Consider the following 13,933-nt stretch of genomic DNA (forward strand, 5'->3'; position numbering starts at 1 on the left):
GGCGACAGCACCCCACGGGCCGCTGGCAATGGCCTGGCACGCTGGCACCCATGTAGCCCATGTAGAATTGCGGCCATTCAAGGAGAAACCCATGAGTCGCATCAGCCTCACCCGCTACCTGGTCGAGGAGCAGCGCAAACACAATACGATCGAGCCCGAACTGCGGCTGCTGATCGAAGTGGTGGCGCGCGCCTGCAAGGCCATTTCCAACTCCGTCAGCAAGGGCGCCCTCGCCGGCATCCTCGGCTCGGCCGGCACCGGCAACGTGCAGGGCGAGACCCAGCAAAAGCTGGACGTGATCGCCAACGAAGTCCTGCTCGACGCCAATGAATGGGGCGGCCACCTCGCCGCCATGGCCTCGGAGGAAATGGATTCGTTCTACGAGATCCCGAACCGCTATCCCAAGGGCGAGTACCTGCTGCTGTTCGATCCGCTCGACGGCTCGTCCAACATCGACGTGAATGTGTCGATCGGCACCATCTTCTCGGTGCTGCACATGCCCAAGCCCGGCCAGACCGTGACCGAGGCCGACTTCATGCAGGCCGGCAGCCGCCAGGTCGCCGCCGGCTATGCCGTGTACGGCCCGCAGACCACGCTGGTGCTGACGGTTGGCAACGGCGTGCACATGTTCACGCTGGACCGCGAGGCCGGCAGCTTCGTGCTGACGCAATCCGACGTGACGATCCCGGAGGACACCAAGGAATTCGCGATCAACATGTCCAATATGCGCCACTGGGCCCCGCCCGTGCGCCGCTATATCGACGAATGCCTGGCCGGCGACGAAGGTCCGCGCGGCAAGAACTTCAACATGCGCTGGATCGCCTCCATGGTGGCGGACGTGCACCGCATCCTCACGCGCGGCGGCGTCTTCATGTACCCGTGGGACAAGCGCGAGCCGGAGAAGCCGGGCAAGCTGCGCCTGATGTACGAAGCCAACCCGATGGCAATGCTGGTGGAGCAGGCCGGTGGCGCCGCCACCAACGGTCACGAGCGCATCCTGGACATCCAGCCGGAAAAACTGCACCAGCGCGTGTCGGTGATCCTCGGCTCGAAGAACGAAGTGGAGCGCGTCACGCGTTACCACCAGGAAGAGAAGACGGCAGGCTGACCGCCGGCGGCTTCATCGCACCGATGAGAAAGGGGGACGCTGCGGCGTCCCCTTTCTTTTGGGCCTGCCGAGACAATGCCGGCGGCAAAGCTCGATTGGCGGCACCGGCCCCCACCACACAGCCAGCGCCAAGGCAATCCATGCGCTGGAAGCAGACCTCGATGTATCGCCAGGCGAGCGGATCAAGCCGGTGATCGCCACTACAGTGCAGCCTGCCCGCCCGGGACTTCGCCGACGCGAAGCGCCTCGGTCTCTGGCAGCAGAACACACTGCCTGAATGGCCGGGCAGCCACATCGGTGCCCGGCCACGGGCAGCTTCGGGCGGAAAATTTTCACGGCGGGACTTCCCTGTCAAAATAAACGCTGCTATTATTGCGGGCTCGATCCAGTTGTTGGACGGATCGGTGGGCCGAAGTAGCTCAGTCGGTAGAGCAGCTCATTCGTAATGAGAAGGTCGGGGGTTCGATTCCTCTCTTCGGCACCATAATTGAATTAAGCCCTTGATTCTCAAGGGCTTTTTTCTTTTCCGACGCCACCTTTGGCGTAGCGGGCGCAGCATGCCCCCTTCCTGCCGCACCGCATAGTCCACCCCCCCATCGGAGAAAAGCGGGCCTTGCCAAGACCTGGCAGCGCGCAATGCCGACATGCCGGTACGCACGGCCCCAGCCTTCGATATCGTCCGTGACGCCAATGACAGCCCTGATTCCCGCGTCGCCATTCCTTGGTAACATCCGGCTCCGGACTCGCACACAAGCCAGGAGGGGATTCGCTGTCCCGGACAAATTCTATGGAGATCTCGCGGTGAGATACATGAAGGTATTGGCAGCGATGGCCTGCCTGGTATCGGCAGCCTGCACCACGCCCATGCCCCATGCCGACCGGCAAATGTCCACGTATGACATGGACACCGAGTACACGGTCGAGTACGTGCCGGACGGCTTCACACTGATGGTCAACTATCGCTATCAGCAGTTCACCGTGCGATCAAGCTCGGCAGAAGCGGCATGCAAGGCAACCCTGGCCAACGTGGCCAACAGCCTGGCGGAGCGGCGGCAACGGCAGATCGATCCTATCGACGGGCGGCTCGTCAAACTCACCATCAGCAGGAGCTGGTCCGGCAAGGTGGCAGCCTGCTCCGCCACCGCGCCAATCACCTGGAAGCGCTGACAGCGAGGGGACAGGCTGCCCCTGTTGCAGGCACGGTCCTACCCCCGCCAAAGCCCCGCTTCGCCGCGGCAGCCTGGCCCACGCCGTTCGTCACGGCCATCGCCACGGGCGGGTGCTCTCTGCCAAAGACCGACAGCCTGCCCGGCCCCTGGCGGGATCGCCTTCATGGCGCGTAATCCGATGCCGCGCAATTGGGCTGACGGCCGCATCAGTCAAAGGCATTAAGCCTCGCCCCGATTCCGCTGTCCGTGCCTGCGGTGGAAACGCCGCCAACCCACTCCATGCACCGCAGGTCGCACACACGCGATCGCACTCCTTTCGCCCTCCATGTCGCACGCGGGCGGACAGCCGCCATGACAGGGGCGGCGCGTTCCACCGTGCCGGTGTGTTACGTAACGCGTAACACCTTGCCGTCGGTCGAAGACGGGTTCCCGGGCGCTACCCCTTCCCTGCCGCATGCGGGCCCGATTCCCTCCAAGCCTTATCTGGCGCGGGTTCCGGCCTGGCTGGGCGGCCTCCCGTGCGCACCCGTCCACGGCTGGCGACGCTGATGGAATCCATGGCATGGCGTTTGCCTTTACTCCTTGCCAGGGCAGGCGCGGGGCGGCAGCACCGCACGTGACCGCGCCGGCCATCGAGCGCGTTGCCCGCGCAATGCCGGCACCGCACACAACCACAGGCAACGATGACAAGGCTGGGGCTGGACCAGCAGCAACGGCGCGGCGCCAGGCCGTTGCCGGGCGGGAGCGCCCTTTCGTCGTGCCATGCGCATTGCCGGGAGCTCACCTGAACGGGTCGACAGGAAGAACGAGAAATCGAATGACATCAGTTTTCAGCAGCGACGAACTCGACGCGTACTTTTCGTCCTACGCAGGCATGGAAGGTGGCAACATCGGCGCAGCCGTGTGGATCTGCGACAAGGAACCTCATCTCCTCGCAACCGCGCCAGGCGCCCCGCTGACGCCGCTGCACGAGCCACCGGCATGGGACAGCGCGTTTCGCGAACGGCATCGCCACGATATGCAGCGCTGGCAAACGCATCAACGCCTGGCCCGCATCATGGCGGCAACGCGGGCCGCGGTGCTGCGCGAACCGGTGCCAGAACTGGATTGGCGCAGCTACTTCGACCGGCATCTCTATGGTCCGCGGGGCTGGGAATTCAAGCTCAACCTCTATCCCTTGCCCAAGCCCCAGCAGATGGATCTGTCGCAGATCGAATCCTTCCGGCGCAATCCTTATCTCAGCCCGAACTGGCGCTATGTGGAATTCTGCCGGCAAGGGGGCCGCTTCCGCTTTATCGCCGGGTTGCGCAGGCGAGTCCACCCCAAGGTCATTCTCTGCACAGGACAGGCGGAAGAGGACGAGTTCCTGATGGCATTCGGCTTCGAGGGCGTGCCTTGTTCGGAGCACCACCTGCAACCCGCCGACCTGGTCAAGACGCTGCGCGTCTACTCGCACGAGGGCACTCACCTGGTCATCTGCCCGAAAGTCGGCGGCCCTACCGGCATCAATTCGGACACGCTGCTGGACGCGATGGGCGCCTACCTGTCCGTCTGGCTCGATGCAGCCGATTTTCCCGACGCGCACGCAATGCGCGGCGAGTTCGCGGGCGGCGGCACCGGGCTGGCCTGGCGTCCCATGGCTCCTGCGCTGACCGCGTCGACTGCCGGCGCTCCCTCGTGAGCCGGGCGCATGCCGCACGACGTCCGGACGGCATGTGCCCGATGCCATGCCATGGCCTTGCGGGGCCTTCCACGGACACCCTGCGACACCACCTGAATATCCCGCCAGGATCAGCCAAGCAAGACAACTGACACGGCTAGCCCGAGGCAAGGCTGCCGCCCCCCCAGGCCAACCTCCGGCTGCGGGCAAACCCTTCCCACTCCCCGCACGTTTCCCACCCGCCAAACGGCTGGCCCGAGCGAAACGTTTACAACCTCCCGGCTACCCCCTCTTCCATCAGCCTACGACGTTCGATTGATTGAATCGACGACGCCAAGGCACCAGACTGGTATCACGACGAATACAACGGCAGGCAGCCGATTTCCAGGCACCCGTCAGACATACGACGAACCGGCCGGCATGCGCCCGGCACGGGTTCGCACTTGCTTCGCAACCGGGGAACACCATGCAGACCGCTACCACATAGGGCTGCCGGCGCAACGCCGGACTCGCAGGATGGCTGCACCCGCGCGCTGACCGCGCCGGGCCCGGCCAATCTCAGCCAAAACAAGAATAGAGGAAGCGGCCATGGATGCTTATCCAATCCCTGGTGCGGCGAGATATTGCCATTTTTCGCGTGGAGTCTTCGTGGTGCTCGCCCTGTGCGCATCGCTGGGCTCGGCACCGGCACGCGCGGACGAAGGTGCGCCGCCAGATGTCCCGGCACCATTGCCGGAAGTTTCTCCGGCAGTCCCGGCACCCGAGACGCCAACCCCAGCAGCAGCGGCGGCACCTGCGCCCGCGCCTGCCTTTGCGCGGCAGGTCTGGCTGAACGCGGGATTCCTTTCATACCACTTCAATCACGCGGCGCACTACAATGCGCAAAACTGGGGGTTTGGCGCTGATTTTCGCGTCAGCGAGGACTTCACCTTGTCCGCGGGCGAGTACCGCAACAGCATGCGCTACCACTCGACCTACGCCACCGTGAGCTGGCAGCCCCTGCACCTGGGGCCGATCCGGATCGGCGCTGCGGTGGGCGCGGTGCGGGGATATCCGGACGTCAACAATGGCGGCTGGTCGCCGATGGTCGCACCGGTGATCAGTGTCGAGTTCGGGCGCGTGGGAGCCAATCTGATCTACGTGCCGACGATGCGGGGGAAGGTCGACGGCTGCATATCGCTGCAGATCAAGATACGGGTCTGGTGAATCTACCGGTCTCGTAAATCCGCCGCACAAAAAAAGACGCTACATGCATGAAGCATGTAGCGCTATGAAAAGGAGCCAAGGGATTAGGCCCCATCGGGAATACCGCCCCCGGGGTGAGAGCGGTATGTGGTCACTTTAGCGCTTGAGACAGTCGCGATCAGCCAGACTAATCTGATTCTGCACTGAGAAATTTCTGCAAGCGGCTGCGGTAATTACGCACGCCACGCCGCCGTCAGTTGCGCCGGCGTGTCCCAGCGGCCGGAATGCGGCCGGCGATCCTGGCCTACGGCTTGAAGGTATCGCCCAGCACCACGCCTTCGCGCCGCGGATCGGCGCCGCCCACCAGGGCCGGTGCGCCGCCAACGGTGGTGCGGATGATGGCGCTCAGGCCGCTCGATTGCGCGCCCACGTTCACCGTATGCCCCAGCGCTCGCAAGCCCTTGACCAGCGGATCGTTGTCGCCGGCCAGGCCGCCGGCCGGCACGCGCGCGTCCACGTTGGGGTGCTCGCCGCCAACGATCATGCTGACGTTGTTGGAGCCGAAGTCGATCATCGACACGGCCTGCTGCGCGTCCATCTTCCAGTCCAGCGCGCCGACCAGCGTCTTGGCCACGTACTGGATGATGGTAGCGCCGCCCGGCGAACCCGTGGTCATGTAGAAGTCGCCGCGCGAGCCGTCGGCATTGCGCTTGAACACCAGCGTGGGCGCCATGGAACTGCGCGGACGCTTGCCCGGCTGCAGCCGGTTGGCAATAGGCGTGCCGAGGCTGTCCTTGGGGGCGGCGTTGAAATCGGTCAGCTGGTTGTTGAGCAGGAAGCCGTTGGTGAAGTGATAGGAGCCGAGGCCCGACTCGATGGTAGTGGTCATCGAGACCACGTTGCCATATTTGTCGGTAAGCGACAGATGCGTGGTGCCGTGCTCGTCCAGGATCGACGGCGCGAGCGGAACAGCACCCAGATTGCCCGCGGGGGCCGGCAGCGGCATCGAGCCTACGGTCGTGATCAGGTCCGCGCGCTGCCGCAGGTACGGCTTGTTCAGCATGCTTTCCCAGCTGCCGCCGGGCAGGCCGATGAAGTCGGTGTCGGCCACGTATTTATTGCGGTCGGCATAGGCCAGGTTGCCGGCTTCGGCCACCAGGTGCGCCCCGAGCACGCTCGGGCGGCCGCCGTTCTTGTCCATGCTCGTCGGCGCGTAGCGCGACATCTCATAGTTTTCGAGAATGCCCATGATCTGCGCCACCGCGATGCCGCCCGAGGAAGGCGGCGGCATGCCGCAGATCTCGTATTGGCGATAGGTGGTGCAAACCGCGGCGCGCTTCTTGGCGGCGTAGTTCTCCAGGTCGGCCACGGTGGTCACGCCAGGCGTGGTGGTACCGCCGTAGGTCGTCTGGATCTTGTCGACGATGGCCTGCGCGATCGGGCCGTTCTTGTAGAAGGCGTCGGCGCCCTGGCTGGCAACCGCGCTGAACACATTGGCCAGGGCCGGATTCCTGATGATGGTATTGACCGCGCGCGGCGTGCCGTCGGCGTTGAGGAAATACGCCGCCATCTCGGCATCGCGCTTGATATTGGCGACCGTGCCGGCGCCGGCGATCGACGCGGCCATGCGCGGCGGAATCGGGAAACCGTCGGTCGCCAGCTTGATGGCCGGCGAGAACAAATCCTTCCAGGCCAGCTTGCCGTGCTCGCCATGGGCAAGCTCCAGCACGCGCAGCGTGCCGGGCGTGCCGATGGAGCGGCCGCTGCGGATGGCGGTGGGCACGGGCGCGGTCGTGTCGGTCGCCGATTTCCATTGCAGATAGTTTTCGTCGGCGCCGGCCGGCGCCATCTCGCGTCCGTCGTAGGCAGTGACCTGCCTGGTGGCCGCATCGTAGTACATGATGAAGGAGCCGCCGCCGATGCCCGAGGATTGCGGCTCGACCAGATTCAGCACCATCTGCGCCGCCACCGCGGCATCCACCGCCGTGCCGCCGTTCTTCAGCACGTCGCATGCGGCCTTGGTCGAGACCGGGTTATTGGTCACCGCCATATAGTTCTTGGCGTAGACCGTGGTTTTGGGCGCGTAGCCGGTCGCGATTTCCGGGGCACCGGGCTCGCCCGGCAACACCACCGCTTCGCCGCCGGTGGTGCCGTTCAGCTCGCAACCCGCCACCGCGGCCGGCGTGACGGGCGTTGCCGGCGTGGTGGCAACCGGATCGTCGCCGCCGCATGCGCCCAGCGTTAGCGCCAGCGTGGCCAGCGCGATGGCGCGCAGCCCACCCGGCGTCAATCCCGGGGAAATCGAAAGCGCGGATGGGGCAACCGCTTCGTGTGCAGCTTTTAGCATATTCTTCCTGTCTTATGTGGGGGCTCGAGAATGTTCGACGCTTCCCTCGTCGATCGCCCCAAGCGGCCGTTCCAGGGGGCAGGCCGTTGTGGCGAACGATCAACATAGACCGGTCATTCGACGTTCTGAATTGCTATATGTCTGTATTTACAGACAGGTGAACGCCAGTCATACTTCCGAGTGATGAAAGGTGCCCCAGGTGCAGCGCCAGCAGCTGCGCTGCCCTGGGCGCCTCGCCGGAATCCACCCGCTGATCGTGCATTGCAGGCTCGTCTCCGCATCGCAGACGGCGGAGGGCCGCGAGCGTCGCGGCGGCGCGCTCGCCGCGGTGCGCCTCGGGAAAGCAGGAGAAGAGCCCTCAGGCAGCCAGCACCTCGGCCTCCAGCATGCTGCCGATGGCCGCCTCCAGCGTGACCAGGGCTGCCGTCTTGGGCAGGCAGCAGCAGATGCCGTAACCCATCTCCGGCGCCGGCATGTGCAGCCACATATTGTCCGACAGCAGCAGCACCCGTTGCGCCGGCAGCATGCCGCGCAGCTTGCGCAGCAAGCGCCAGCCGCTGGTGACGTCGTGCGGCATGCCGAAGACCAGCAGCCCGGCCTCGCGGATGATGGACGAATGCACCGAGAGCTCATCGGGATCCACGCCGTCCACTCGCGCCACGCCCGGCATGCTCTCCAGCATGCGGGTCAGGCCGAGGCGCAGCAGTGCGGATTCGTCGACCACCACGGCGCGCAGCGCCGCCGCAGGGCGCGCTGCCGGCGCGAAGCCGGCCGCCGGCCGCTCCGACGAGAGACCCCGCGGTATCAAGCTTTCGACCCCTGCCCGGCTGCTGAATGCCACGTCCATGATTCCTCCTTCGTTTTGAGAACGGCGTCATCGAGGGCGCCTGCCGGGACATAGCGCAAGGCACGTGCCAGCCACGCGCGGCGCGTGCGCGGCATGCGATACGGGCCGCGCAGCCTTGCCGGGCAAGGGTTTGCTGGAATCGGGGAACGCGCTGCGCGGACCGGCCCGCGCAAAGGCGTGTTACGCGTCACGTAACGTGTTCCGCAGCGAGTTCCGCAACTTGCGCCCGGCGGCATGCCGCGAGGCAGCAGATTCGACTGCCGGTGGCGACGGAGGACGGAAGACTGCGGGCGGGAATCCGGCGGACCGGACGGTGCGGCAGCACGCCCGCAAGCGCGGCTCAGACCAGGGCGATGCGATCCTCGATCACGCGGATCTGGCCGCCCGGTTTGTCTTCCATGATCTTCATCGACTTCTGCCCTATCTGCACGCTGACCCCGCCGTGGATACGCCGGCTCACCTCGATTACCGCCTCCGGGGACGGGTGCAGTTGCTCGGCGAGTTTGGCCAGGCGAGCGTCGAGCTCGATCGCGTCGCGAGTCAGCTTGAACAGCGTGGCGCGCACCTTCTCGCGCAGGTCGCCGACGGCTTTCTCGGGATTCTTGGCGAAGAAGCTGACCAGTTGCTGCACCTTGCCTTGCTCGGTTTCCAGCTGGCGCCGCCGGGCCTCGACCTCGGCCTTCTCGGCCTCCGCATAGGGATTGGTGCCGACCTGCACGATGGTGGCGGTGCCGGCGGACGCGCCAAGGGTGGCGGTACGCACAGCCAGCCGGGCCCGGCAGCGCCCGCCGGTGATATTGCCCTGGCCGGTCTTTGGACTGCCGGCGACGATGCTGTGCCCCGCCGCCACCTCGCTCTGGCGGATACCGCTTTCCACCGCGATGTCGGTACCGGCCTCCACCACCGCGCTCTCGATAAAACGCGCGTGCAGCGAGCCCTTGCAACGTACCCGCGCCAGCGCCGCGGCAGAATCGCCGCCCTGGTGCGAGCCCTCGGCCTTGCCGATGATGCCGCCCTTGACCACCACGTTGCCGCCCGCCTCCACATGGGCGGCCTCGACGGTGCCGCTGACGATGACGTCGCCGGACACGCGTACGGTCATCCCGGTCTTGATATCGCCGCTCACCCGCAGGGTGCCGTCAAAGCTGACGTTGCCGGAGTGCATGTCCACCGCTTCCACATCGACCACCGGGTTCACCGATACCCCCTGCGCCGAGAGCACAGGCGAGCCGGAGATCGCCGCCAGCAGGACTTCCGGGTCGGCCGGATCGGGAGCCACGCCGGTCAGGCCGTCGGCAAAGGGCGGATCCGCGGCAGGCACCGCAGCCACGGCCTTGCCGAAGACATCGATGCCGTCGAGGCCCTGGCGCGCGGGAATGCGCCGCATCAGCGGCGTACCGGGATTGACCAGCAGCAGGTTGCCGAGATCGCGCAGGTCGATGCGGCCACTCTCGTCCTCGGGCGCGAGCGGCTTGCGCGGCGCCAGCAGGCTGTCGAAGCGCGCTGGCGTGCCGGACTGCGGCGCGCGGCCCGCGGCAATTTCCAGCCCGTCGCAAAGACCGGCCTCGACCGCGCCGCGCAGGGCCTCCCGATTCGGCTCCGCCACCACACCGCGCTCCACCAGCGCCGTGCGGATATCGTCCCGCGTCACCGCGCGCCCGCCCTGGGGCGGCAGCAGGTTCAGCCGCACGCTGAGGCCGTCGCTGCTCACGGACAGCTCGAAATACCCGTCTGTCAGCTCGCCGATCAGCGCCTCGACCGGCGGCGCGCCCTCGGCGGCACGCTGGCACTGGGAGAGAAACGCACTGATCGCCGTGCTGTCCAGCTTCGCCTCGGCCCAGCCGCTGCCGGCCAGTACGTCCTCCAGCCCGGCCCGATCTGGCGGCAGCCGGCCCGCCGTGGCAGCGAACAGCGCACGCAACTGCCGGGTGCCTTCCTCCAGCCTCACCTGCAAGCCCCCTGTCGCTTGCGCCGTGTTTGCCGCCGCTGCTGCCGCTGCTGCCTCTGCTGTGTCTTGTCCCCGGTTTTCCATTCGGTTCACCCTTTGATGGATCGTGTCCTGGCGCATGGCCCCCGTCCGCCGCGCCGCTCGCGGCCCCGGCCTGGCGCACCGCCTCGCCGCCGTGCCGCAATGCGTCGGCACCGGGCCAGGAAGCACGGCGCTATGGCTGTCGATGGCTCATCGGTGTATGCCGGACTGGCGCGGGCGCCTGGCGCTCGGGGCCGGATGGGCAAGCCTGGGCCGGGGTATTTGTCGCGCGCCGCTGGTTTATGTCATTTTTGGCGCACACAACACCAACGGCCGCCGCTGCGCAAACTTGAGCGGGGCGATTGCGATCCGCCGGCCACGGCGCCACCCCAACCCAGCCCCGGGGCGAAAAATGTACACTTCTGCCCATCGACGGAATGCCGCGCCGCAACACCGCCGCCACACCACCGCTATACAAGAGGATCACAGATGATTGTGCGAGACCGCCCATCGGGACTCAGGCTGTTCCTGGTCCTGCGAGGCTCGATCCTGTCCCGTATCTGGCGCGTGCTGCTGGTGAACGTGCTGCTGGCCATCGCCGTCACCATGACCCACGGCGCGTTCTTCCAGCACAAGGTCACGCTCACGGCGATTCCTTTCACGCTGATCGGGCTGCCGCTGGCGATCTTTCTGGGTTTTCGCAACACCGCCGCCTACGACCGTTTCTGGGAAGGCCGCAAATTGTGGGGCGAACTGGTGCTGCGCAGCCAGAACCTCGCGCGCCAGTGCCTCGGCCTGATCGCCGCTGCCGCCCCGCAGCATCCCGGCACGCCCGACGACACCCGCGCACGCATGATCCGGCGCGCCATTGCCTATGCCTACGCGCTGCGCAACCGCCTGCGCGGCGACAGCGCCGATGCCGGCCTGGACGCCGGCTGGCTGCAGCCGGACGAGCACCTGGCCCTGCGGCACAGCGCCGATGCGCCGGCCTTGCTGATGATGCGCATGGGCGAGGATCTCGGCGAGTGCGTGCGCCTGCAACGCGTGGACCCGTGCCTGGCCGCGGCCATCGACGGTACGCTATCGGCCATGGTAGCCACGGCGGTGGCCTGCGACCGCATCCGCAATACGCCCATCCCCTTCTCCTACACGCTGCTGCTGCACCGTACCGCCTACCTGTACTGCTTCCTGCTGCCGTTCGGGCTGGTGGATACCATCGGCTTCATGACCCCCTTCGTGGTGGGCATCGTGGCCTATACCTTCTTCGGCCTCGATGCGCTGGGCGACGAACTGGAGGAGCCGTTCGGCACCTCGCCCAACGACCTGCCGCTCGATGCGCTGTGCCGCACCATCGAGATCGGGCTGAAGGAAGCGCTTGGCGAAACCGACCTGCCGGCGCCCCTGGCGCCGGTGGATTACTGCCTGCGCTGAGGTGCCGCGGGCGCCGCCGCCGACGTGCGCCCGCTGCGCCACTCACCCGGCGCGTCCCGACTTTCGGTAAACTGCCGCTGTACCGGCGCAGCGTCGTCCGGCTTTGGCGCACGCCTCACCGCTTTCCCCCAGGTTCGAACATCCCAGATGGCCCAGAAGTCACCGGCGTCCAAGACGCCCGCCGCACCGGCATCCAGCCCCCACGAAATCCGCCCCGGCCAGTCGATCGAGCTGCTCAAGGCGCTGCATATCCTCACGCGCGACGGCAAGATGAACCAGGACAGCCGCCGCAAGCTCAAGCAGGTCTACCACCTGTTCCAGTTCATCGAGCCGCTGCTGCAGGATCTCAAGCAGGATCATGCCGACGTGACGCTGGTCGACCATGGCGCCGGCAAGTCCTACCTGGGCTTCATCCTGTATGACCTGTTCTTCAAGGAACAACTCGACCAGTCGCATATCTACGGCATCGAGACGCGCGAGGAACTGGTGCGCAGCTCGCAGGAACTGGCCAGCCGACTGGGCTTCAAGGGCATGTCGTTCCTGAACCTGTCGGTGGCGGAATCGATCACTTCCGGGCAACTGCCGCCCACCGTCGACATCGTTACCGCGCTGCACGCCTGCAATACGGCCACGGACGACGCCATCCGCTTCGCGCTGGAAAAGCGCGCCAAATACATCGTGGTGGTGCCTTGCTGCCAGGCCGAAGTGGCCGGCGTGCTGCGCAAGAACAAGGGCAAGCTGCTGGCGGGCAATCCGCTGACGGAGATCTGGCGCCACCCGCTGCATACGCGCGAGTTCGGCAGCCAGGTCACCAATGTGCTGCGCTGCCTGCAGCTTGAGGCGCACGGCTACCAGGTCAGCGTGACCGAACTGGTGGGCTGGGAGCACTCGATGAAGAACGAGCTGATCATTGCGCAGTACAAGGACCTGCCGCGCCGGCGCCCGGCCGAGCGCCTGAACGAAGTGCTGCAAACGCTGGGGCTGGAGGAAATGCGCGGGCGCTTCTATGCGCAGGAGCCAGCCGCCGAAGCGGCGGCTGCCGCTGCCGGCTGAAGTCGCCCCCTCCCCTCGCCGCCGGCGCTGCCAGCGTCCCGTGCACGCGCCGTCCTCACGGCGCGTTTTTTATTCCCCGCCAGCCTCGCCCATCAGCTTGCGCCAGCCGTCGTGGCCAAGCCGGCGCATGGTTTCCTGGTTGCGCTCGTAGATATCCGCCGCATCGGGAAAGGCCTCGACGGCGCGGGCGATGCTGTCTTCACGCAGCAGGTGCAGGATAGGGTAAGGCGCGCGGTTGGTGTAGTTCTCGATATCCTCCGGCTCGCTGCCGCCGAACTGGTAGTCCGGATGGAAACTGGCGATCTGCAGGATGCCGTCGAGGCGCATGCTCTTGAGCAGACGCTCGGCGAAATAGAGGAAATCGTTGTAGTCGAGAAAATCCGCCAGCGCGTGCGGCACGATCAGCAGGGTCGTATCGACCTCGGCCGGATCGGCCTGCGCAAGCGCGCGCAATTCGGTTTCCAGGCCAGCCAGCAGGCCCTCGGTGCCGGTGGCATCGCTCACCACGTAGCGGATCTGCCGCTTCACGTGCACGGCCTTGGCAAAGGGACACAGGTTCAGGCCGATCACCGCGCGCACCAGCCATTGCTGGGTGGCATCTACGACGGACTGGCTGGATGGCGAAGCGGTAGGCATGGCAATGAAGGACGGCGCTAAACCATCATTTTAGCGCCCGCCGCGTGCGCGCCCGCGGCGGGCCAATGCCACTCAGCGGCGTGGCCCGTAGATCTGCCGCGCCAGCGCCTCGGCCTGGCGCATCGCCCCGTCGCGCTCGGCTGCCCCCAGCTTGCCGCAGACGTACTCCAGGTTGGCGTTATCCAGGTCGGTGACATGGCGGTCGCCGGACAGCACGATGACCTTGCGCCACATGCAGGCCTTGGCGCGGTCGCGCTCCAGCCCCAGGCAGCCGGATTGCAGGCAATAGGACAGGTTGCGCTGGGCCAGGAAATCGCCGCGCATCGCCTTTTCCTGCAGCCCTTGCGCGGTTTCCTGCGCATGCACTGCCTGCCCTCCCGTGAGCAGGCCCAACAGCACCGGCACGAGAACTCGCGCTGCGGAGAAACGCAATGACAGGAATGGCGGCAGGGGCATGGGAGGCGGCTGGGAAGCGGTGGCGCGCGGGAAAAAAGCGATAAAAAACGGGGATATTAACAGTTGCCGCTT

General features: G+C 66.3%; 11 protein-coding genes and 1 tRNA gene. 7 read left to right on the top strand and 5 right to left on the bottom strand.

Annotated features, from left to right (window positions below; all coding sequences use genetic code 11):
• The first annotated feature begins 91 nt into the window (after positions 1–91).
• The 5 genes from P3W85_RS33850 (at position 92) to P3W85_RS33870 (ending at position 5,143) form a co-directional block, all read left to right on the top strand.
• Positions 92–1,108: a class 1 fructose-bisphosphatase gene (locus tag P3W85_RS33850; protein WP_017229494.1), complete on the top strand. Its 1,017-nt coding sequence runs from the start codon at positions 92–94 to the stop codon at positions 1,106–1,108.
• Positions 1,109–1,516: 408 nt separating this feature from the next.
• Positions 1,517–1,592 (top strand) — tRNA-Thr (locus P3W85_RS33855).
• Between the two features lie 326 nt (positions 1,593–1,918).
• Positions 1,919–2,275: a hypothetical protein gene (locus tag P3W85_RS33860; protein WP_276267970.1), complete on the top strand. Its 357-nt coding sequence runs from the start codon at positions 1,919–1,921 to the stop codon at positions 2,273–2,275.
• Positions 2,276–3,094: 819 nt separating this feature from the next.
• Positions 3,095–3,958, top strand: a complete 864-nt coding sequence (locus tag P3W85_RS33865; protein ID WP_276267971.1) for a transcriptional regulator — start codon at positions 3,095–3,097, stop codon at positions 3,956–3,958.
• 567 nt (positions 3,959–4,525) lie between these two features.
• The gene (locus P3W85_RS33870) at positions 4,526–5,143 is read left to right on the top strand and encodes a hypothetical protein (protein WP_276267973.1); all 618 of its coding nucleotides are present in this window, start codon (positions 4,526–4,528) and stop codon (positions 5,141–5,143) included.
• Positions 5,144–5,426: 283 nt separating this feature from the next.
• Here the strand turns inward: P3W85_RS33870 and P3W85_RS33875 are convergent, their stop codons facing one another.
• The 3 genes from P3W85_RS33875 to P3W85_RS33885 all read right to left on the bottom strand — a co-directional run bounded on the left by P3W85_RS33875 (position 5,427) and on the right by P3W85_RS33885 (position 10,348).
• Entirely contained in the window at positions 5,427–7,469 is a 2,043-nt protein-coding gene (locus tag P3W85_RS33875) for a gamma-glutamyltransferase family protein (RefSeq protein WP_276267974.1), read from the bottom strand.
• 358 nt (positions 7,470–7,827) lie between these two features.
• Complete coding sequence (locus P3W85_RS33880) at positions 7,828–8,316, bottom strand: DNA-binding response regulator (RefSeq protein ID WP_276267975.1); 489 nt, start codon at positions 8,314–8,316, stop codon at positions 7,828–7,830.
• Positions 8,317–8,656: 340 nt separating this feature from the next.
• On the bottom strand, positions 8,657–10,348 hold the full coding sequence (locus tag P3W85_RS33885) for a DUF342 domain-containing protein (RefSeq protein ID WP_430869675.1): 1,692 nt from the start codon (positions 10,346–10,348) through the stop codon (positions 8,657–8,659).
• A gap of 426 nt (positions 10,349–10,774) precedes the next feature.
• Between P3W85_RS33885 and P3W85_RS33890 the strand changes: the two genes are divergently transcribed.
• Positions 10,775–11,716 (top strand): bestrophin family protein, encoded by a 942-nt coding sequence (locus P3W85_RS33890; protein ID WP_276267977.1) that lies wholly within the window; start codon positions 10,775–10,777, stop codon positions 11,714–11,716.
• Positions 11,717–11,863: 147 nt separating this feature from the next.
• A complete protein-coding gene (locus P3W85_RS33895) occupies positions 11,864–12,769 on the top strand; it encodes a class I SAM-dependent methyltransferase (protein ID WP_276267978.1) in 906 nt (301 codons plus the stop codon).
• Between the two features lie 69 nt (positions 12,770–12,838).
• Here P3W85_RS33895 and P3W85_RS33900 read toward each other — a convergent pair whose 3' ends face one another.
• Together P3W85_RS33900 and P3W85_RS33905 are read right to left on the bottom strand one after the other, a co-directional pair.
• A complete protein-coding gene (locus P3W85_RS33900; RefSeq protein WP_276267979.1) occupies positions 12,839–13,405 on the bottom strand; it encodes a DUF1415 domain-containing protein in 567 nt (188 codons plus the stop codon).
• 72 nt (positions 13,406–13,477) lie between these two features.
• A partial coding sequence (locus tag P3W85_RS33905; RefSeq protein WP_276267980.1) for a hypothetical protein occupies positions 13,478–13,933 on the bottom strand: 456 nt, incomplete at its 5' end.

Source organism: Cupriavidus basilensis (assembly GCF_029335485.1).
GTDB classification, from domain to species: domain Bacteria; phylum Pseudomonadota; class Gammaproteobacteria; order Burkholderiales; family Burkholderiaceae; genus Cupriavidus; species Cupriavidus basilensis_E.

Bases quoted from the DNA above. Each gene is read 5' to 3' on its own strand.
- P3W85_RS33895 (WP_276267978.1), top strand. From the start codon at position 11,864: ATGGCCCAGAAGTCACCGGCGTCCAAGACGCCCGCCGCACCGGCATCC.
- P3W85_RS33875 (WP_276267974.1), bottom strand. From the start codon at position 7,469: ATGCTAAAAGCTGCACACGAAGCGGTTGCCCCATCCGCGCTTTCGATT.
- P3W85_RS33865 (WP_276267971.1), top strand. From the start codon at position 3,095: ATGACATCAGTTTTCAGCAGCGACGAACTCGACGCGTACTTTTCGTCC.
- P3W85_RS33880 (WP_276267975.1), bottom strand. From the start codon at position 8,316: ATGGACGTGGCATTCAGCAGCCGGGCAGGGGTCGAAAGCTTGATACCG.
- P3W85_RS33860 (WP_276267970.1), top strand. From the start codon at position 1,919: ATGAAGGTATTGGCAGCGATGGCCTGCCTGGTATCGGCAGCCTGCACC.
- P3W85_RS33900 (WP_276267979.1), bottom strand. From the start codon at position 13,405: ATGCCTACCGCTTCGCCATCCAGCCAGTCCGTCGTAGATGCCACCCAG.
- P3W85_RS33850 (WP_017229494.1), top strand. From the start codon at position 92: ATGAGTCGCATCAGCCTCACCCGCTACCTGGTCGAGGAGCAGCGCAAA.
- P3W85_RS33890 (WP_276267977.1), top strand. From the start codon at position 10,775: ATGATTGTGCGAGACCGCCCATCGGGACTCAGGCTGTTCCTGGTCCTG.
- P3W85_RS33885 (WP_430869675.1), bottom strand. From the start codon at position 10,348: ATGGAAAACCGGGGACAAGACACAGCAGAGGCAGCAGCGGCAGCAGCG.
- P3W85_RS33870 (WP_276267973.1), top strand. From the start codon at position 4,526: ATGGATGCTTATCCAATCCCTGGTGCGGCGAGATATTGCCATTTTTCG.